The 19,224-nt window shown below is 58.8% G+C and carries 17 protein-coding genes and 1 tRNA gene; 4 read left to right on the top strand and 14 right to left on the bottom strand.

All coding sequences use genetic code 11. The features are described from left to right. Positions 1–52: 52 nt before the first annotated feature. On the bottom strand, positions 53–595 hold the full coding sequence (locus tag VFQ24_19115) for a hypothetical protein (protein HET9180468.1): 543 nt from the start codon (positions 593–595) through the stop codon (positions 53–55). A 361-nt stretch (positions 596–956) separates the two neighbouring features. Between VFQ24_19115 and thiO the strand changes: the two genes are divergently transcribed. Both thiO and gltX read left to right on the top strand, forming a co-directional pair. Then, a complete protein-coding gene (thiO, locus tag VFQ24_19110; GenBank protein ID HET9180467.1) occupies positions 957–2,123 on the top strand; it encodes a glycine oxidase ThiO in 1,167 nt (388 codons plus the stop codon). A gap of 73 nt (positions 2,124–2,196) precedes the next feature. After that, positions 2,197–3,645 carry a glutamate--tRNA ligase gene (gltX, locus tag VFQ24_19105; GenBank protein HET9180466.1) on the top strand — a complete coding sequence of 483 codons (1,449 nt, stop codon included), beginning with the start codon at positions 2,197–2,199 and terminating at the stop codon, positions 3,643–3,645. Between the two features lie 138 nt (positions 3,646–3,783). Here the strand turns inward: gltX and VFQ24_19100 are convergent, their stop codons facing one another. The 4 genes from VFQ24_19100 to VFQ24_19085 form a co-directional block, all read right to left on the bottom strand. Further along, complete coding sequence (locus tag VFQ24_19100; protein ID HET9180465.1) at positions 3,784–4,419, bottom strand: metallophosphoesterase family protein; 636 nt, start codon at positions 4,417–4,419, stop codon at positions 3,784–3,786. 256 nt (positions 4,420–4,675) lie between these two features. Further along, complete coding sequence (locus tag VFQ24_19095; protein ID HET9180464.1) at positions 4,676–5,227, bottom strand: transposase; 552 nt, start codon at positions 5,225–5,227, stop codon at positions 4,676–4,678. Between the two features lie 165 nt (positions 5,228–5,392). Continuing rightward, the gene (locus VFQ24_19090; protein HET9180463.1) at positions 5,393–5,764 is read right to left on the bottom strand and encodes a hypothetical protein; all 372 of its coding nucleotides are present in this window, start codon (positions 5,762–5,764) and stop codon (positions 5,393–5,395) included. After that, positions 5,761–7,476, bottom strand: coding sequence for an RHS repeat-associated core domain-containing protein (locus tag VFQ24_19085; protein HET9180462.1), 1,716 nt, complete (start codon positions 7,474–7,476; stop codon positions 5,761–5,763). The genes VFQ24_19090 and VFQ24_19085 overlap by 4 nt, the downstream gene beginning before the upstream one ends. A gap of 79 nt (positions 7,477–7,555) precedes the next feature. Here VFQ24_19085 and VFQ24_19080 point away from each other — a divergent pair, with 79 nt between their 5' ends. Further along, on the top strand, positions 7,556–8,407 hold the full coding sequence (locus VFQ24_19080; GenBank protein ID HET9180461.1) for an aminotransferase class IV: 852 nt from the start codon (positions 7,556–7,558) through the stop codon (positions 8,405–8,407). A 164-nt stretch (positions 8,408–8,571) separates the two neighbouring features. Here VFQ24_19080 and VFQ24_19075 read toward each other — a convergent pair whose 3' ends face one another. Continuing rightward, entirely contained in the window at positions 8,572–9,897 is a 1,326-nt protein-coding gene (locus VFQ24_19075; GenBank protein HET9180460.1) for an amidohydrolase/deacetylase family metallohydrolase, read from the bottom strand. Positions 9,898–10,300: 403 nt separating this feature from the next. Between VFQ24_19075 and VFQ24_19070 the strand changes: the two genes are divergently transcribed. Continuing rightward, positions 10,301–10,768 carry a hypothetical protein gene (locus VFQ24_19070; protein ID HET9180459.1) on the top strand — a complete coding sequence of 156 codons (468 nt, stop codon included), beginning with the start codon at positions 10,301–10,303 and terminating at the stop codon, positions 10,766–10,768. Positions 10,769–11,079: 311 nt separating this feature from the next. Here the strand turns inward: VFQ24_19070 and VFQ24_19065 are convergent. The 8 genes from VFQ24_19065 to VFQ24_19030 all read right to left on the bottom strand — a co-directional run bounded on the left by VFQ24_19065 (position 11,080) and on the right by VFQ24_19030 (position 19,169). After that, positions 11,080–11,156 (bottom strand) — tRNA-Arg (locus tag VFQ24_19065). A gap of 71 nt (positions 11,157–11,227) precedes the next feature. After that, the gene (locus tag VFQ24_19060) at positions 11,228–13,774 is read right to left on the bottom strand and encodes a glycoside hydrolase family 2 TIM barrel-domain containing protein (GenBank protein HET9180458.1); all 2,547 of its coding nucleotides are present in this window, start codon (positions 13,772–13,774) and stop codon (positions 11,228–11,230) included. A gap of 24 nt (positions 13,775–13,798) precedes the next feature. After that, on the bottom strand, positions 13,799–14,689 hold the full coding sequence (locus tag VFQ24_19055) for a sugar phosphate isomerase/epimerase (GenBank protein HET9180457.1): 891 nt from the start codon (positions 14,687–14,689) through the stop codon (positions 13,799–13,801). A gap of 34 nt (positions 14,690–14,723) precedes the next feature. Continuing rightward, complete coding sequence (locus tag VFQ24_19050) at positions 14,724–15,560, bottom strand: MBL fold metallo-hydrolase (GenBank protein ID HET9180456.1); 837 nt, start codon at positions 15,558–15,560, stop codon at positions 14,724–14,726. Next, a complete protein-coding gene (locus VFQ24_19045) occupies positions 15,557–16,594 on the bottom strand; it encodes a methionine synthase (protein HET9180455.1) in 1,038 nt (345 codons plus the stop codon). The genes VFQ24_19050 and VFQ24_19045 overlap by 4 nt, the downstream gene beginning before the upstream one ends. A gap of 3 nt (positions 16,595–16,597) precedes the next feature. Then, positions 16,598–17,353, bottom strand: coding sequence for an SDR family oxidoreductase (locus VFQ24_19040; protein ID HET9180454.1), 756 nt, complete (start codon positions 17,351–17,353; stop codon positions 16,598–16,600). 12 nt (positions 17,354–17,365) lie between these two features. Further along, complete coding sequence (locus tag VFQ24_19035; GenBank protein HET9180453.1) at positions 17,366–18,406, bottom strand: Gfo/Idh/MocA family oxidoreductase; 1,041 nt, start codon at positions 18,404–18,406, stop codon at positions 17,366–17,368. Beyond that, entirely contained in the window at positions 18,399–19,169 is a 771-nt protein-coding gene (locus tag VFQ24_19030; protein HET9180452.1) for an SIS domain-containing protein, read from the bottom strand. Before VFQ24_19030 ends, VFQ24_19035 begins: the two co-directional genes overlap by 8 nt. Positions 19,170–19,224: the final 55 nt, after the last annotated feature.

Below are 19,224 nucleotides of genomic sequence, written 5' to 3'. Positions count from 1 at the left end.
CCAAAATCGACGGAATCCGTGACGCAAAAAATCGCGGAGAAGCGTTCCCCCTTTACGGAACCACCAGCAGCCCCGGAGAAGATTTCTGGAGTTCGCCGGATTTGAACTGGCTGCGAAGAACATCAAGGTAAGCGCGGCCTTTGGGCCGGCCGTTGTTGCGCGTGGCCCCCAGTTGGGTGAGGAAAATAAGGACATCGCGCACTTCGCTGTCGCGGGGAGTCTCAAAACCTGGGTCGGCGCTCCCCGCCTGTTTGTAGTCTTTGATGGCGCCACGCAACGCTTCATAGAGCCCGCGTTGCAGGAGGTAGTCGGGCGGCTTCTCGTAGTAGATGCCGCTCGAAAGGGTCTGATAGGCCTCGGCAAGCGATTTCAGGCTGGCGATGATGTCGGAGTCGGTGACCGGCGGATTCTCTGCGGCGTACTTGCAGATGGCGTAGGCAAACTCCGTAATCAGCAGTTCGTGCCGGTTGACGGTCGATCTGGAAACCTGAACATCGCTGAAGGGAACCGTCTTCCAGTCAACCTCGCGGCGGCCCAGGTCGTGCTTGCGGCTCTCGACGAGGTAGGAGCAGTCAGAGGGACAGTCAATCGTCACTTCACGCTCAGTGCCACAGCAGACTGCGCAGATGCTCTCCGTCCGCGCCGGGCAGTAGCGTTTTGCTTTTCTCTTCTCACAAATGGGGCAAGCCAAGCGACGGTCCCTGTGCGCAAATTGCCGTCCCGTGGGGCGGCTTCACACATTCTATGCAAAAGCAATCGCCGTGGCAAATTCAAGATGAGCGCCGGAACCAGGGCGCGACACTGATTGAATTCTCAGCTCATTGCAGAGTTGCATTTTGGTCGCGGCACCATCTAAAGTGAAGAGTTACCGTTTTAATCAGATCGCCTCCCTTCTTGCTCTGATGGCCCACCGTCACCGGGCATCAGCATCGCGGATGGGAGGATCGGCAATTGAAATGGCGCAGCTAATCGATTCATCAGACAGGGCCGACGTTGTTATTGTCGGCGGCGGAATTATCGGAAGCGCGGTTGCGCTTCGCCTGGCGAAGACCGGGGCCAGTGTCACTGTCATCGACCGTGGCCAGCCTTGCTCTGAAGCAAGCGGGGCCGCGGCGGGCATGATTGCCCCCCAGGGTGAAGTGATTGAGCCCGAACCGTTCTCGCAATTCTGCCAAGCCAGCCGTGATCTCTACCCGGAGTTCGTTCGGGAGGTGGAGGAACTCAGCGGCGATCGCGTCAACTATCGCCGTGATGGCACCCTGCTGGTGGCCATCGACCAGCATGAGTGCGAAGAGCTTGAACATATCTACAGAACCCAAACCACGCTCGGCCTGCCGCTCGAGCGGCTGTCGAACGACCACGCCCTCGAGCGCTTCTCAGGCCTGTCGCCACACATCAAACTGGCATTGTTCGTTGGGGGCGATCACTGGATTGACAACCAACGGCTGACCCGCGCGGTGATCAAGGCGGGTGAACTTTCCGGCGTCACCTATCATTGGAACTGCGCAGTGACGGGTTTCAATGTCAAGGGCGATCACGTTGAAAGCGTCCGCGCCCTGCCGCAGGGCAATTCCGCGGAAATCGTGTTTTCTGCCGGACAATTTGTGCTTGCGGCCGGCTGCTGGTCCGGAGCGCTGGCAGAAACGCTCGGACTCTGTATCCCCACCATCCCGTGCCAGGGAGAAATGATCGAATTTGAAACGCCCATCGACATTCCGTACGTGGTCCGCGCGGGCATCAATTATGTCGTTCCACGCGGCCCTCATCTTGCCGTAGCGGGCACCACGGCCAAGTGGGGCACATTTGAAAAGGTGGTCACCGCCGGCGGCTTGCATTCCATCATCCAGGGACTCACTCGCATTCTTCCCATCACCAAGGATTTCAGGTTCCGCCGCGCCTGGGCTGGGTTGCGGCCCGACACGAAAGATCATCTTCCTATTCTCGGCTACAGTTCGCTGGGGAACCTGGCCTTCGCGACTGGCCATTTCCGAAACGGCATTTTGCTGGCGCCCATCACGGCCAGGGTGATTGCGGAACTGGTCCTCAACGGCGCGCCGTCTCACTCGCTCGAGAATTACAGTCCAGAGCGCTTCAGCTTTGCCGCGCGGAGTGAAATCGTTTAGGATGGCTACTTCAGACGGCGCTCGATCAAACACCGTGAAATCATGAGTAGTTTTCTCCGCTCCAAGTTGAACTATGTCTGATCTCCGAGTTCGCTTTGCACCATCTCCCACCGGTTACCTGCACGTCGGCGGAGCGCGGACCGCTCTCTACAACTGGCTATTCGCGCGGCGCATGAACGGCGTCCTCATCCTGAGGATTGAGGATACCGACGCCGACCGTTCCAAGCCTGAGCTGACGACGGCGATTCTCGAGAGCCTGGAATGGCTGGGGCTCAATTGGGATGAAGGCCCGTTCCACCAGTCCGATCGGCTTGACCGTTACCGCGCGCTGGCGGCGCAGCTTCAGCAATCGGGCCACGCCTACCCGTGTTTCTGCACGCCGGAAGAGCTCCAGGCCAAGCGCTCCCTGGCCGCCGGAGGCCGCCCCTGGAAGTATGATGGAACGTGCCGGAAGCTTTCCGAGCCAGAGCGGCAAAAGCGCCTTGCCGACGGCGTCCCGCACGTCCTCCGCTTCCGCGTTCCCGAAGCTGGCGAAACTGGATTTGACGATCAGGTCTTTGGCCACGTCACGGTTGAGAACCAGGAGATCGAGGATTTCGTTCTGCTGCGTTCAGACGGGCAGCCCACCTATCATCTGAGCGTTGTGACGGACGATATCGAGATGCGGATCACGCACGTCGTCCGCGGGGCCGATCATCTCTCCAACACTCCCAAGCAGATCCTGGTTTATCGCGCCGTCGGCGCCGGCCTTCCGGCGTTTGCGCACCTGCCATTGATTCTGGGTCCTGACCGCCAGCGGCTTTCCAAGCGCCATGGAGCAACTTCCGTCGGGGCCTATCGCGATCAGGGCATCCTGCCGGAAGCGATGATTAATTTCCTTGCGCTTCTTGGGTGGACGCCGCCCGGAGGCCAGGAAATCCTTTCCCGCGAAGCCATGGTGCGGCAGTTTGAACTTCGAGCGGTCTCAAGGTCCAACGCAGTCTTTGATCCTGAAAAACTCGCCTGGATGAACAGTGAGTATCTCCGTGCCTTGGCCGTGGACCGCCTGGCGCCTCTGGTGCAAGCAGAACTGAAACTATCCGGTATAAATCCCACAATCCCGGCTTCGCCTGTGGCGTTCGAGCAAACGGTCGCTCTGCTGCAGCCGCGCATGCGCACGCTGAAGGACTTTTCCCAGGGCGGGCGCGCATTCTTTACCGAGGAGTTTGATTACGCGCCGGAAGCCCGCAAAAAATTCTGGAAGGACCCTTCCCTCCCCGCTCTTCTTCAAACCCTGGCGGAAAGGCTTGAAAAGCTCGATCCATTCGGTCCGGAAAAGGCTGAACAAGCCCTGCGGGGCCTTGCGGAAGAAACCGGCGCCAAGGCGGGATTGCTGATCAATGCCACTCGTGTTGCGCTCACTGGGCAGGCCGTCGCGCCGGGCTTGTTCGACATTATGAATGTGCTGGGACGGGGAAGAACGGTGGAAAGGCTTCGGCGGTCCGTCAAGACTCTGGGCGAATCGGATACGGGCAACGAATAATGGGGCCGCAGCCGGCCAGCCGGAACGCGCCATCCTCACGACGCCTTCTCAAACCTCTCAATAACCACGATCGCCACCGCGATGACGGTTGCCGTTACTTCCAATATCCGTTTCACCTTCTTAAGCTTTGACATGGCTTCATTCCCCGAGCGGCAGCCAGACGCTGCCAGGCAGAAGCTGGTCCGGCCCCTCAAGTCCTATTATCACCCCTCGGACGCCGCGAGGAAAGACTTCCAGCATTCCCAGGCAACGAGGAAGTGAAAACCGCTTTTTACCTGCGCTGCCAGGATTGAAGAACAGCTTCTTCTCCATCGCCAGAAGACAGGGACGGTGGCTATGGCCGAAAACAACCACCCTGGTCTCGGGATCAAAGCTCTCGAGAAACCCCGCGCGGCGTTCCGGATACTTCTTCTGAAGCGGCGAACCATCCGCCCACTTTTCCAGCTCTTCCTGGGGAATCGAAAGCTGATGTTGGATCTCAACCTGAACGTTGTCGAAACGCAGCTTGAGCGAAGGCGGCAGGTTCAGCTCAGCCCCGTCCACGTTCCCCCGCACGGCCTTTACGCGGGCAATCCGTTGCAAATCGTCCAGCACAGTCTGGGAGCCGACATCGCCGGCATGTAGAATCGAATCCACGCCAGCCAGCAGGCCCGGCAGGCTCGGGTCAAAATAACCATGCGTGTCCGACACCAGCCCAATCTTCCTCACCACTGACCCCGACGCCGCATCATTAACGTTGGGTGGCGGCTCATTTTGATCTTCATTTTGTGGCATGGCGACGAGGAATCCGATTTACCTTTCTCCAGCCCACTCCGCTCAGCTTCGCTGATCGCAGACATTAACCATCAATCTCTGCGCTTGTATCTTGATGCCGGGCCGGTAAAAATCTCTCAGGCCAAGGGCTTGTTCTGGCGGGAAGGCCGATCTGCGCTGAGGCCCGGCGATGTGCCGCGAGCCTGTTGGGCGGGTGGCGCAGATACGTGGTTTGTCGTGTCTGCGTTCCCGCGCAGCGGGACGTTGCTTGCTGGGTTCATGGCAAGCGATCCATAGCCATAATCGATTCGTCCTCGAGAAAATAAAACCTCCAGCTTGACCACGGCCAGCCCCCAGGCTGATCCACCAGCTTTCGGACCACCGGATTGTTGTGCATATAATCCAGCTTCTCCAGCTGTTTCTTCTCAGTCCAGATATTCATGTCGTAAAACCGCCTTTGCCACACGCGGCAGTTCGCCTCATCGTGCACCGTCGAGGGCAGCGAGAAGCGCGCCAGCACCCTGGCGCACCACTGGTAGCTCCGCTCCTGCCGCAAAGTTTTCAGGATCGACCGCGCCGTGCGCCCCTTCAGCCTCTGCATGATTTGAGAAGGATTGGCGGCCCTCGACGGCCACACGAGCAGATGGAAATGCTCAGGCATCAGGACGTAGCCGAGGAGCCGGAATCCCAGTTCGGCGCGCAGTTCCGCCAGCGTAGCGACGAATTCGCGCTTGAAGCACTCGGAATTGAAAACTGGCGTGCGACGATACGTGCTGGTGGTCAGAAAATGTAGATGATTCTCACCGTAGTATCGAGGCGGTTGTGACATCGCGCCATTTTAACCCACTCAGCTTCGCTGATCGCAGATATTAAAAAACCAATATCTGCGCCACCCGCCCGCTACCCGCTGTAGAGCCCCAATTCCTCGCCGCCGTGAGCGATGCTGACGCCCCGGATAGGCCCACCTCCACAAAGGCTTGATTGTGCCTGGTCCTCACCCAGCCATCCCAAGCATGAATGCGTATGCACAGGCGCCGAGTGCGACGAGCCACCACGCGAGCAGAAGGGCCCCGTCGATTACCAGCGACCGCGAGATCCGATCGGACACGGCCCCTGCACGCCGGCCCTTGTGCACCGCCCAAGCAAAGAACCCTGTCGCAGCTACCGTAGAGGCTACAAACCACATTTGCAGGCAAGCGGCGACGAAATTGTCGAGCCCGGCCCTGCGTAGCGCCGAGTCGATTTCCCTTCCGCCAAGCCTGTCCAGGAGTAGGGCCAGCGTGACCAGCAGGAAGTCCACAATGACGATCACCCTTGCGGCCGACCAGCCCGAAGGCCGGAGGCCCCTCGTAACGGCGCGGGTCATTCGGCACCCCCCGCCGAGCAGTGGGTCTGGACCTTGTCAAGCAGGTTGGTCCACGTGGACTCTTCCCCTGCACGAATAGTGGACCCAAGGATGTACTTATTTAGCCAGCTAGTGAAGTTAGCACTTGCGGTGATCGAGAAACTGACCTGTCCGTGGCCAGCGCTTGATGCGATAAAAGCTATGGTTCCATCGAAAACGTGGTGGGCAGGGTCGGTTGTGAAGACCCAGGCATTCGGAATTTGGGCCGTCACTTTCACCCTGAGGTCATTGAGATAAACCGGCCCCGCATCATTGAACATGAAGAGGCCCGCGTAGATATCGTAACTGTTACCCATCCTCAAAGGTTGATCGGGAAACTTAGCTATGAACGGACCCAATGGGTTGCTCGCAAACGCACCAAAGTCATTCTGTACGTCCGACATCAGCTGCGTCGCGCTTTCAGCACAGGGGAAGGTTCTCGACCATGTCTTGGAGATATCTGGGGGAGATGAACTTCTCGCGGGTGGATCCCCGCCGCTGGTTTGCTGCCCGCCGGGCAAACTCCCCAACGAATCCTGGTCGCAGACGATCTTCCAGGTGCCCTCTCCATACCAGCCGTCAAGTTCCTTGTGGCAGCCTTGCGGGATTGAGCTTTGATACAGCCCGAGCGGGTCGGTCATCGTAGTTGGGTTATTCGTGACGTAGGCGTAGCGGTTGAGCGATTGGGGATTGGTCACGTCCCCGCCCAGAGCGTCGGGCGTCATCCAGCGACCGAGGGCGGCGCTGAGTTCGCGGGTGGCCGAAGGGACCAAGGGGTCGTTGACTTGCCAATCCAGCCCCATCACCACCTCCGACTGCCGCACGCCCTGCTCCTGGAACACCCCGCCCCACGGATAATGTGTCACGTCCCACTGCACGCCTCCGGCCGGGTCGGTTTCCATGGTGGTGGAACCCACGGCGTCCGAGTGGTCGATGTAGGCGCTCGCCCCGCCCATGTTCAGCCGCTGCCCCGCGATCTGCGACCAGTAGACGTTCCACCCTACCCAGCCCTGGCTCGGCCACTGGGCGAAGGTGCCCGTCCGTTGGCCGAAAAGGTCGATCGGATACGTCAGCGTCATGGGGTCGGTGCCCTGGTAATCCTGCACCCGCTGCCCCAGCGCATTATACGTGGGGTATTGCCACTGCCCCGTCGAGTAGGAATGCTTCACTCGCCCTTCGGCGTCGTACTCGTAGGTGGACCATATGTCGTTCAACTGGTTGCCGGCCGCGTCGTAACTGACGGCAGTGCTTCCGATGCTCGTCAGCCGGTTGGTGCTTGAATTATAGCTCATCGCTGGGCACAAACCACCCCCCGAGCCCGGAACACACGTTCCGTTGCCGTACTGGTCGTAGCTGTACATCAGATCGTAGGCCGGACTCCCCGAAGCAACCGCATGCGTCAGCCGATTCACGGCATCGTAACAATACGTGAAGGTGTGGCTGTATCCCGAATTCACATGGTCCGTGTAGGTTTCACCCGTAATGCTGCCGTTGTCACCCGCGCCTTGCGGTATCGTGCAGGGCGGGTTGGAGTTTCCCGCGTAGCTGTACGTCAGAGAGTAATCGGCTGAGAGGTTGCTCGAATTGCCCAGTTCCGGGTTTGAGCTTTGCCGGGATGTATCACGCTTGACACCCGGAGCAAGCGGACAGCAATATGGTGTTTTCCCACAGCCGTGGGGTCCCCGCGCGGGCAATGAGCTTCGCTGCTTTGGAATTTTGCGGTCCCCTCGACAAGCGGCCAAGGCCCTAATCGCGCGGCGCAAAGGCAGGCGGATGCTACATAACTTCGTCTATCGCAATGACCAGTTGGTTCCGGTGCAGGAAGTTCGGCTTTCCCCCGGCCAGGCAGGACTCTTGAACGGTTGGGGCGTATTTACCACGATTCGAATCTATCAGGGCCGGCCATTCGCCTTTGACCGCCACTGGAACCGCCTGGCAGCGGACGCAACACGGTTGAAAATCCCTCTGGAATGGCAGCCCGGCGCCGTGCTCGAACATCTTCGCCGATTGGTTGAGGCGAATCACGTTGAGGACGGCTGCGGCCGGATCTATTTTGTCTACAACAAGTCCGGCGCCTGGATCAGCGACGAAACCATGCCGGAGGTTGACCTGATTTTATACACAGCCGACCTGCCCAAACGCAAGGGCCCTGTGCGCCTGGCAATGCAATCTTACGGCCGATATGCCGCGAGCCCGCTTGCCGGGGTCAAAGTGACTGCCTGGCTGCAGAATGTCTGGATGCTTGATCAGGCTCTCGAGCGAGGCTTTGATGAAGTCGTCCTGTTGAACGAACATAACGAAGTCAGCGAATGCACTGCCGCAAATATTTTCTGCGTGCGTAGCGGCGAGATCACCACTCCGCCGCTTTCCGCCGGGTGCCTTCCGGGTGTCACGCGGGCGGTGCTGATCGAGCTGGGAGAAAAGACCGGCCTGAGCATCGAGGAGGCGGAACTGGAATCCGACGACCTGTTCGGCGCTGACGAAGTCTTCATCGCCTCAACCACACGCGAAGTCCAGCCAGTTTCCCAGATTGAAGATCGAACTATCGCAGAGGTAAACGGGCCTTTTACACGGTTCCTGGCGGAAACTTTTTCGCAATACGTTGCGGAATCCCTCCGGAAATAAGAATTTGTACGCGCTGACAGTGACCGCATGAGGTGGACGACTGGAGATCGACGGGCCGGATTTATCCCCGCCATTCGGGAGAGGTCTGGCCGTGGGTTTCGTCCATCGGCGGCTGGTTTCTTGGCAACCCTGAACCGGCACAATCAGCCTGCCGTGGCTGCAACTTAAATGCGCGGGTAATCGTCTGCCGTCGAAGGCCGGCTCGATCCGAGCCTCGGAGGCTTGAAATATTGCTTGCGGGCCTCCCGCCAATCAACCATGCTCAGACCAGCGGGATCATAGAGAATCCTTCCCGCCCGCACCGTCATTCGAGCATCCAGTTTCACATGGCCGTTTAGCCGGGCATTCCCGTTGTCCGCATAGCTGTATTCGCCTTCAAGTTTCTCGAGGACGGCGATATCAGCCTCCTGACCTACTGACAGTGTGCCGAGATCGGGACGGTTGATCTCCCGGGCCGGATTCAGCGTCGAGCGCCGGACCACGTCTGCCAGAGGCACGCCCATAGCCAGAAATTTCGACATGACGTTCGTCATGCTCTGCGCCGGCCCGATCATGCTCCTTGAGTGCAGGTCCGTGGAAATCGAGTCCGGCAGAAATCCCTGTTCCACCGCCGGTACCGCGTTCCGGAACCAGAAACTCCCCGCGCCGTGCCCAACGTCGAAAATCACTCCGCGCTTTTTCGCCTTCCACATGATCGGGTTGATGCGTCCGTTTGGAAGGATGATGGGAAACTGCTGGGCAAACACGTGCGTGTGGATGTCGCCGGGCCGCATCTTTTTCAAGATAAGCTCTGCATAGGAGCGTCTTGGCGGCCGCGGCCAGAAGTCTACCATCATCGGGACTTTCGCAAGGCGTCCGCATTCGAGCGCGCGATCGACTGCCCCCCAGGGCGGGTGCCCGGCATCCCAGGGCTTCGTGGTCCAGTAGTGCGCCGTCTTCACTCCCACGATCACGTCGCGATGCTTTTGGATAACCTCCGCGCACACTTGCGGGTCCATCTGATCGACCTGCTGCTCCAGCCCGCCGTTCATCCCGTTGGCAGCAATATTCAGGAAAGCCAGCACGCGGATCTGCGCCCGGTCCATTACCATCTGCTTTTCGCGAAGAAATGTTTCAGCGCCGGCGCTTCCGGTGTCCACTACGCTGGTGACTCCTGAAGTCAACATGAGGTCAGCCGGCACGCCAAAAGGCGGGATGTGAGACGGGGCATTCGACGAATACCAGTTGTCTGGCGCTCCGCCGTAACCAATATGGACGTGGATATCCACCAACCCGGGCGTTACATAAAGCCCGTGGACATTCACCACCTTTCCCGCCCGGCTGGGCGCGATGTCAGGCTCGACTGCGGTGATTTTCCCGATCCCGACGGCTATATCCATCTTGCGGTCAATGCGGTTAGCGGGATCAATGACGTGTCCGCCTTTCAGCAGCAGGTCATACTGCGGCGATCGAGTGTTTCCGAGCAAATTAACGCCGGACGATTTCGTCACACTGACCTCCGATTAAACTCTTCAGATCTAAGTACAATCCGGTTTGCCAAGACGAAAGGAGCGCTTTGCCACCTGCGATCGATTGCTCCATTTTGGTACACTCTGCGAAGGCCACAAGCTTCCTTAGCTGATAGCTTAGAAACAAACAATCGGACGAGCCTGAATTGCTCTCATCAGGTAATTTTTGCACAGGTTGAGACATATCGAGACATATTTTTCAACAGCTTAGAGATTGGTGGGTAACTTGCCAGTACTGTTATACGAAGAATATATATCCCCTCGGGGCAAGCGGGGGATATAGGTTCTCCTGTATCGCTTTTGGCTTTCGCGCCCCCGGGTTGTGAGCAGCACCAGCACCTTTGCTGCCTCAGGTTGATCATTGCAGGGTCGATTGGAGAGTAGCATGAGCAGCACCTTTTCTGTCATTGGGGATCTTTACGGAGTGGAAAGCGCCCACCGGCCCGTCCGCCAGGGTGGATTAGGGCTGATTGCCGTGATGCTTCTGGGCGGCATCTTTCTTTACGAATCGATCCACCCGGTCATGCGCCTTCGAAGTGAACCTCCTTCCTTAAATGCAACCGCGTCATGGAAGGACAACCAAAGTACCGTCGCGCGATCTTACTGGAATCGGGCCGCAGACTTCGTGTCAAAGAACTACGCTTACGGGGAGTTCCTTCCTAGCAGGCCCCCGGAAGATTTTACGATGGCCATGGGCGGAGATTACATCACCAGTTCTATCTATTGGCAAAGGGTTCGCTCTCTGTGGAGCCAGCCAGAAAATTGGGTCCAGTCGTACCAATTGGATACGGGCTGGATCTACAGCGCGCTAGGTTCCGTGCGCCAGGTTGCAAAGAATTATTTCAATGGCTAGCCCGAGTTATCCGAACTTGGCTCAGTTGACCACCTCCCCGCCCAGGATGTTTGTCCGGACTCTGGCGCAATTGGACAAACATTCTCAGGCGGGCGGCGATTCCGGAGTAATTCGTCCCAGAAGCTCGACCCGCTTGTAATTCCAGTCAGCCTAACTGCCGGGAAGGTTAACTTCAACTGATACTTTAGATCAAGCCTCGCTTCACTCTGACACCGAACAACTGATTTCTCTATGCGAACGAATAGAAGCGCGACTGCCTGCTGCGTGCGTGTTTGGAACCACCAAGCTGTCCGGTGTCCCTGGAGTTGGAATGGCGCGCCTGGAGGGGCTCGAACCCCCGACCTACAGATTCGAAGTCTGCCGCTCTATCCAACTGAGCTACAGGCGCGAGAATTCAACTCTATCAGCTAGGAGCCATTCCTTGCAACCGAGGCCGGGACGGCCCCGTGCAGCCCTCGCTCAGTTTTCTGCAGACACTCGCAGGGAGGCCGATTCGAGACCAGGCGAAGCGGCGTGGATAACAACTTCCCCTGTTTCACCAGTGTTCTGAAGATTGATGGCAGCGATTCCCGAGATCGCATCGATTTCCGATGTGCCGCCGAGCAGGCGTCCAGGGCCGGTTGCGGAAAACGCGATCCAGTTCTGGGCTGTTGGAACAACCGTCCCGGCGGAGTCAACCACATCAGCTTCGACGAAAATCACGTCGGCTCCATCGGCCATCAGCGATTCCTTGTCCGGCTTTAGCACGATGCTTCTTGCCTGCCCCGCGGTACGAATCTGATGCCTGACCGTCGTATTCCCTTTTTTTCCCATCGCCAACAGCACTCCTGGCTGGTAAATAACGTCATCCCACACGAAGGGCGGATGCTTGAGATGCGCGCCCGGAAAGCGCTCCTGTGTAAACTGTCCGCTCAATTCCTCCGTGTCCCGAAATTGGTTTACCAGGGTTCGAAAATCCTGCCAGACACGTTCTTGCGAGGCGGGTTTACGAACGCTCAGGCTTTTCCCGTTAAGAAAAAGTTCCACCGTATCGCAATTGCTATAAATCCTCACAATGCGGATTCGGCCCGCGTACTCTGGCCAGGTCCAATGGCCTGCGATGTGGACCATAGGCGTCTCCGTCCACTCGGCCTGAAACAGAAAATAAGCCTCCTTCGGCAGGCGCCACATGTCAGCAACTCCGAAGTAATCATTAAACGGCCAGCGGAGAGTTATGCGGCCGTCCCGGGACTCCCAAAGCGTACGCGTCGCGGTCCCGTTGGCCTCGCCGGTGTCGAACATGCACCATTTAGCGGTACCCAGCCAGGGCAGCGCGTTCCACTGCATCAAGTACCCTTCGCAGGCCAACGCCGCTTCACTATCCGCAAAAACAACGCTGCGCCCTTTCCGAACCAGCGCCGGACCCTCACGCCCGCGTTCGCAGTGAAACGATCCCCACTCGTTCCAGATGTATTTCTTCTCAGGATGCTCCTTATGCGCCTGCACCAGGTCCTCGATCGTTGTGGCGTCGATGATGTCGGTTACGTGCGCGCATCGCCCGGCCGTCCAGCGTGCGGGGTCAAGCGAATGCGTGTAGTCCGAGAGTTCCATAAAGTCCTGCGGGTATTGGTAACTGCTCAGGTCATCGGCAAAGCCCCAGATGACGATGGAAGGATGATTGCGGTCGCGCTCCACCATTTCTTTCAATTGGTGTTTGATGTTCGACATCAGACCGCGCGGGAAGCGGGTCGCGTAAATGTTTTCTTCTTCATCCAGAGGCGCGTGGTACATGTGGATTTTGATGTTCGGCACCTCTTCCCAGACGAGGATTCCCAGCCGGTCACACGCGTCGATCACCGCCGGGTCCTGGGGATAATGTGAGGTGCGGACAAAGTTCACGCCCATCTCCTTCATCAGGCGCACGTCTTTGACGCCGATCGCTTCTGGAACGGCATCCCCGAGAAAGCCGTAGTCCTGGCGACGGTCCACGCCACGCAGAACAATCGGTTTGCCGTTGAGCGTGAATCCGTTGGCTGCGTCATGATCCATGAAACGAATGCCGAACGGCGTTTGGTAGCGGTCAGTGATTCTTCCGCCTTCGGAAACGGTGCTCACCAACTCATAAAGGTGCGGGTCATCGGGCGACCAGAGACGCGCGTTGGTCACTGGGATGGTCTGGTCGATTTCCTTCACGGCGTTGGGGCCAACATTTTCGTTGATATCGGGCCCGGCTATTTCCCTGCCCTCGGCGTCAAGGATAAGGCTTTTAAGGTTGAAGCTTCGCGTTTGGGAGCTCTGATTCTCGACCCAGCTTCGAATTCGAAGCGTCGTTTTGTCTGCTGATTGCCCGGCAGCAACCCAGGTCCCGTTGCGCTGCACGTGAAGGGGATGTATGACGACCAATGAAACTGTCCGGTAAATGCCGCCATACCCGGGAACGTTCGTCTCATTTGCCGGAGCAATATTCGGGTCCAGCACATCATTCACCCGCACGGCAAGCAGGCTCTTTCCGCCAAATTCCAGATGGTCCGTCAAGTCAAACCCGAATCCCGTGAAACCTCCCACGTGTCGGCCCAGATGATGGCCGTTGAGGTAAACGTCCGCCACCTGAAATACTGCCTTGAATTCAATCCACACACGGCGGCCTCGCCATCCCGCCGGAATCTCGATTTCGCGGCGATACCAGCCCAGCCCGCGAAAATGGTCCGAGGTGCAAAATGGGTTGTCGGGACCAACGTCCCAGGTGTGCGGGACCACCACCGTTTCCCACGCACCGTCAGAATAATCGGGCCGTTCCGCGCCGACGAATTCCGGTTCTGTCCCCGAGCCGGGCGATCCCTGCCTTTTGAATCTCCAGCCGGCGTTCAGTGATTGTGTGATGCGGGGCCCGGCATTGGGCGCTCCAACGGCCAATTTATTCTCGCCCGCCTCGCCGCCGCTCGGGGGCAACCCTTTCATTCCCGTGACGGCAACTCCCGCCACCGTGGATGCCATAAACTGCCTTCGTGAAATTCGCTTCCTGGCCATTGTGTCATCCCCCTTACGACATCATCATGAATGGAGACCAAAAACCCGCTCCGCATAGATCCGGCTCAGGCGCAAATCCTCTTCGAGCGGCCGAGTAACTACGGTCTCTCTTCGATAGGCGAGTTCGACCACCAGTAGCGGCTTCAGGTTGATCTTCCTGATGTACGAAGCGATTTGGGAATAATCAATGTCGCCGGTGGTAAAAGATTCCAGCCACAACTTATTGCGGGAATTCCTGAGATGCAGGCTGGCGACGCGGTGTCCGGCTTCTCGCAACAGTTCCATGGGGTCCTGGCCGCCCTGGTAAACCCAGTCGATGTCCAGACAAACCCAGACATATTTGGGATCGGTGTGACGAAGGTTGTATCGCCACTCGCGCGCGTTGTCGGCCATCTGCGGAGCGTGTGCGTGGGTCCAGAACTGAAAGCCACGCTTCGCCAGTTCGCGTCCCATCAGGTCAAGCATCTTCACCTGGACTGCAAGTTCGTCATCGGTCTTTGGAACGTCGTGCGGCTTGGGGTCCGGATTGTTGATCACGGCGCGGCACCCCAGGTTCCTGCAAAGGGCCGCAATCTCGAGCGCCTGGCCGATGGTGCGCTCAGCCAGAGTGCGCTGGTGCATCGGCCCGCCAACATAGACCGATGGCATGCGCAGGTTGTTCACGCCCACCAGTTCCAGCACCCGGCTGCGAAGTTCCGGGGTCAGGAAGCCCTGGTTCAATTCAATATTGCGGAACCCGGCATTGCGGGCCATGGGAAAGATTTCGTCGAGAACGTCCCCAAGCTCCTTGTGCTGCCGCTCCGCGTACTGCTGAAAAATGTAGCCCTCGACCGATAGCCTGCTGGCCTGATAACGCTTTGCGGCCACGCTCAGCAGGGCCGCCGGTCCCATCAACAAGAGCTCGCGACGTCTCATGGCTGTCCTTTCTTGAGGAGCGGAGCTGCGATGTCTATCGCTCCCCCATGCTCCGGCTTTCCCATCGCTCCCCGCACCGCAGAACGTGGTATGGCTGGCCAATCGCCTCTGCGGCTTCGACAAACTCACGCGGGTCAGCGGTGTTAAATGTGAACATCTCGTAGTGGCAGGGAATGACAAGCCGCGCGCCGATGGCCTTCCCGAGTGCGGCGGCCTCACGGGCATTCAGGTTGCCGGCCACTCGCCGCTCGGGAGCGCGGCCATTAATGGGCAGAAGGGCCACGTTGACCGCAAACTTCCGCAGCCGCTCCGCCATGCCGTCATAGAGAAGCGTGTCGCCGCTGTGGTAAACAGTCCACGGACCGAACTGCACAACGTAACCAACATATCCCGGGCCCACCTCTTCGTGCGCAGCAGGAATTGCCGTCAGCCTGAATTCTCCAGCCACGGCAGACTCTCCGTCTCGCGCGCCCATCGGCAACTGTGGATCAATGCCCAAACGCTCGGACACAACGTGGCGATTTGCTTCCGGCACAACGATTTTTAAGCTTGGATTCACCCGCAGCAGCGGGCGCAAAGTTTCACCGTCCAGATGGTCTGTATGGTTGTGGCTCGATGTGACCACATCAATAAAGTCGAGGGCCGAAGGATCCACAACCCGCTCGGTCATTCGGATGTGCGGCTTATCGGTTTCTGCGTACTTCCTGGTCAATGAGTCGGACAGGTAAGGATCGAGCAGCAAATGGCTGCCGCGCCATTGAACCAGGAACCCGCTCTGCCCCAGCCACCACAAACGAAAGTGGCCGTCGTCCAGGTCCGCGGCACGAACGTCGGCCAGGAATTCTTCATCCTGCAAGACCGGCCGGATCATTCGATGCCCAGTTCTTTGCGGACGATTTTCACGCCCTCCACCAGCGCCTTTAGTTTTCGCTTCGATGCCCAGCGCGCCGTCTGGCTGAGCCCGCAATCAGGAGCCAGCGAAAGCCGCTCGGCAGGCGCGAACCGCAGGCAGCCACGGACGCGCGCGGCCACATCATCTGGCGTCTCGATGTAATAACTCTTCACGTCGATCACGCCAACAGCCACGTCCATGCGCTCAGCCACGGGCTTGATCAGGTCCAGTTCGGCAAACTCGCGGCTGGCCATTTCAAAATGCATTTCGTCCACCGGCAGGTCGAGAAACGCGGGAAACATGGGCGCATAACGTCGCGGCGCCACCGCCCGGCCCTTGTAATTGCCAAAGCACAAGTGCGTGGAAAGGCAGCAGCGCCCCCGAACGCCTTCCGTAGTGCGCCGAAAGATATCGACGAACCTTCGAGGATCTTCACGATGCGCATAACAGCTCATGGAAGGTTCATCAACGCAGATTTCCTGGCAGCCAGCCTGCACCAATGACTCGAGTTCGCGCCGCACGATGGGAACCAGCGCTTCGGTAAGCGCGTAACGGTCTCGATAGGATTCGTTTGGAACCAACCGGCCGCTCAGCGTAAAGGGGCCCGGCACGCTGCTCTTAAGGGCCGCGCCCGCTGGGGCGATGCGCTTCAGGCGTTCGAAATCGCAGACCGTCCCAAGGCCTTTCGGGGCTTCGATCTTGCCCGTCACCTTGTGCTTGCCCCGCTGGTCGTGCCCTGGCGGACCCAACCGGCGCGCCGGCTCGGGTTCCGCGGCAATCCCGGAGAGGAAACCGTAGAACGAGAGATTGAAATCGAGCCTCGTCTGCTCGCCATCGGTAATCACATCCAGGCCAGCATCGAGCTGGTCCTTCACCGCCGCGCCAACAGCGTCATCCAGCATCTCCTCCAGATCGGCGGGACCGAATTGATCGAGATGAGTGGAAGCGAACTCCAGCCAGCCAGGAAAGGGATAGCTTCCGATCACGGTGGTTCGAAGTGGGCGCTGCTTCATAGCTCAGCCTGTAATTGACCATCCTCCGTCAATGGCCACCACCTGCCCCGTCACGTGCCGCGAACGTTCGCTCAGCAGAAATAGCGCGGTTTCTGCCACATCCGCGGCTTCAAGAAAGCCCCCGCTCAACGGCTGCTTTTGCCGGATAAACTCCACGATTTCCGGATCGGCTTGCGCGCGGGCGCTCATGGGAGTCTCCACCAGAGCGGGAGCGATCACGTTCACCCGGATGCCGTGTGCAGCATAGTGCGCCGCCATGGCCCGGCTCATAGAAATGATGGCGCCTTTGCTCGCTGCATAGGCGTGGGTCGAAAAGTGACACGGCTCAGGAGAAAATGCCAGCACGCTGGCCATGTTCAGAATCGTTCCGCGACGGCCCATTGCGAGCCAGTGGCGCACCGCCGCGCGGCACATCAGGAAAGTTGGCCTGGCATTCGCCTCCAGTGTCTTGTCCCAGCCTTCCACCGAGCATTCGTGGACAGGCCCGTCTCCAAACTGCCGCCCGCTTACTCCTGCCACATTGAAAACCGCATCGACGCGACCAAAATGTTTCATGCAACCGGAAATGGCGCCTTCCGCCGCTGAAGCTTCCCGCAAATCGCCGGCGAAATAGCCGGAGCCAGCGATCCTGGCGCTCAACTCGCGGCATTGTGATTCATCCCTGCCGGCGATGAAGACCTTGTAATTTCCCCGCCCCGCCAGCAACGCGGTGGCCTCGGCAATTCCGCTTGAACCGGTAATCAGCAGAACGTGGTCCATACACACCGGCGGTCAGGACTTGACTCGCACCCATCGCGAAGAGCGCATCGACTGGTAACCCGCCTCAAGAACACAATTGACAATGTATCCGTCATGGTAAGTTTCGCGGGGTATCGCCCGCTTTGCGGCGCACTCGACAAAGTGCTTCATCTCGGATTGATATCCGTAGGCGAAAGCCTCCTCAGGCAGCGGCCGGGTCCAGCCAAAATCAATCTCCGCCTTCTCGACAACATAGCCGGCCGACCGGGTGGAAAAACTCGTGATCGGAGTGCCGCGAGTGACGTCAGTAAAAATCGAGCCTTCGGAACCGTGGACCTCGTTGCGCAGGTCCAGACCGCCTTTGGTGGTCCAGGACAATTCGCAGTGGCCAATACCGCCGCTCTTGAATTTGAGCACCAGCAGAGCGTTGTCTTCGCCCTCGGTCTTTTTGTGATGGACCAGCCGGGAGCCCCAGGCCATCACTTCAACAATCGGATCGTCCTTGCCAAAGAAGTATCGCGCAGCCGCAATGCAATGGCAGCCGAGATCATTCATGGCGCCGCCGCCCGTCTTTTCAATGTCCCAGAAATGAGGGCTGTGCGGACCGCCGTGCGATTCCCTGGAACGGACCCACAGCACCCGGCCAATTCCGCCCTGCTGGATGGTCTCCCAGGCGCGCACAACACAAGGAGCAAAGACTTCCGTTTCCGCATAGCCGTGCATTGCGCCCGATTGTTTTGCCGCGTCTAGCATTGCCTTAGCCTCGCGGCGGTTCCGGCCCAGGGGCTTGGTGCAAACCTGGTTCCTGGCGGCGCGTGACAGAGCAAGCGAAACTGGCAGGTGGGCTTCGTTCGGCAGCGCAATCACATAAAGGTCAATGTCGGGCCGGGCAATCAGCGAATCGAGGTTGGTAGTGGGCTCAGGGACCGCCCATCGCCGGGCGAACTCTTTTGCCCGGGCGCGGCTCCGCGAAAAATTCGCCACGACGCGCTGCCCGTTGACATTGGCCAGCCCTTGCAAATAAAACTCCGCGACGAAGCCCGAGCCGAGCATGGCGATCCGGACATTATTCATAGAGGTGGCGAAGGCTCCTTCGATAGGCTTCGTAAAACCGCTCCAACTGCTCCTCGGCGCTGGTGTTTCCAACGAACTGGTGACTGGGCAGCAGCTCCGGCTTGATTCCGCGGGCCAGCAGACGCTCGGCCACCTCGCAACGCAGCATATTCATGATGGCCGCCCCCGTCACCGTTGAAGCGGGTCCGGTGCGCCACTCGAGACCGGGCAACTCCACCACGCAATCACCCGGTGGGCAATGATTATCAATGACGACATCTGCAAAATCGATGAGCTTTTTGCCCGACGAATGGGCAGGAAGCGACTGGTCCGAATGGGCGCGGGAAACAATGGCGATGACGGGCAATCCACGCCTCTTGGCGCCCGCAGCCATCTCCACCACGACGGGACGGATGCCGCTGGTTGAGATGATGATAAAGGCATCGTGCGGACCGAAGCGAAATCCGCGGAGGATTTGTTCGGCGTACCCTTCGTATTTCTCCAGAAAAAGCGGGGCCCGCAGACCGTTGACGCCCACTATCGCGGCGTGGTTTGAAAGAGACTGTTCAACCAGTGCGACAAAACCCGGAAAACCTCCCTGGCGCGGCGTCATTTCTTCGCACATCATGCGCGAGTGGCCGTTGCCAAACAGGAAAACCAACCCTCCCTGAGCAATGGACGAGGCGCAGATTTCGGCGGCCTGCTGGATGGCGGGCAGCTCCTTTTCTCGAAGCTCCTTGAGGAGCTGGAAGGTCCTTTCGAAGTATTGTTCCGCAGCACTCATATGACCCTGCACATCGCGTATATCAAATTAACTTGAACCAGGTCAACCCTTAACG

The organism is Terriglobia bacterium (assembly GCA_035712365.1).
In the GTDB taxonomy this organism is placed as follows: Bacteria; Acidobacteriota; Terriglobia; order UBA7540; family UBA7540; genus SCRD01.
This window is presented reverse-complemented; position numbering and strand designations above follow the sequence as displayed.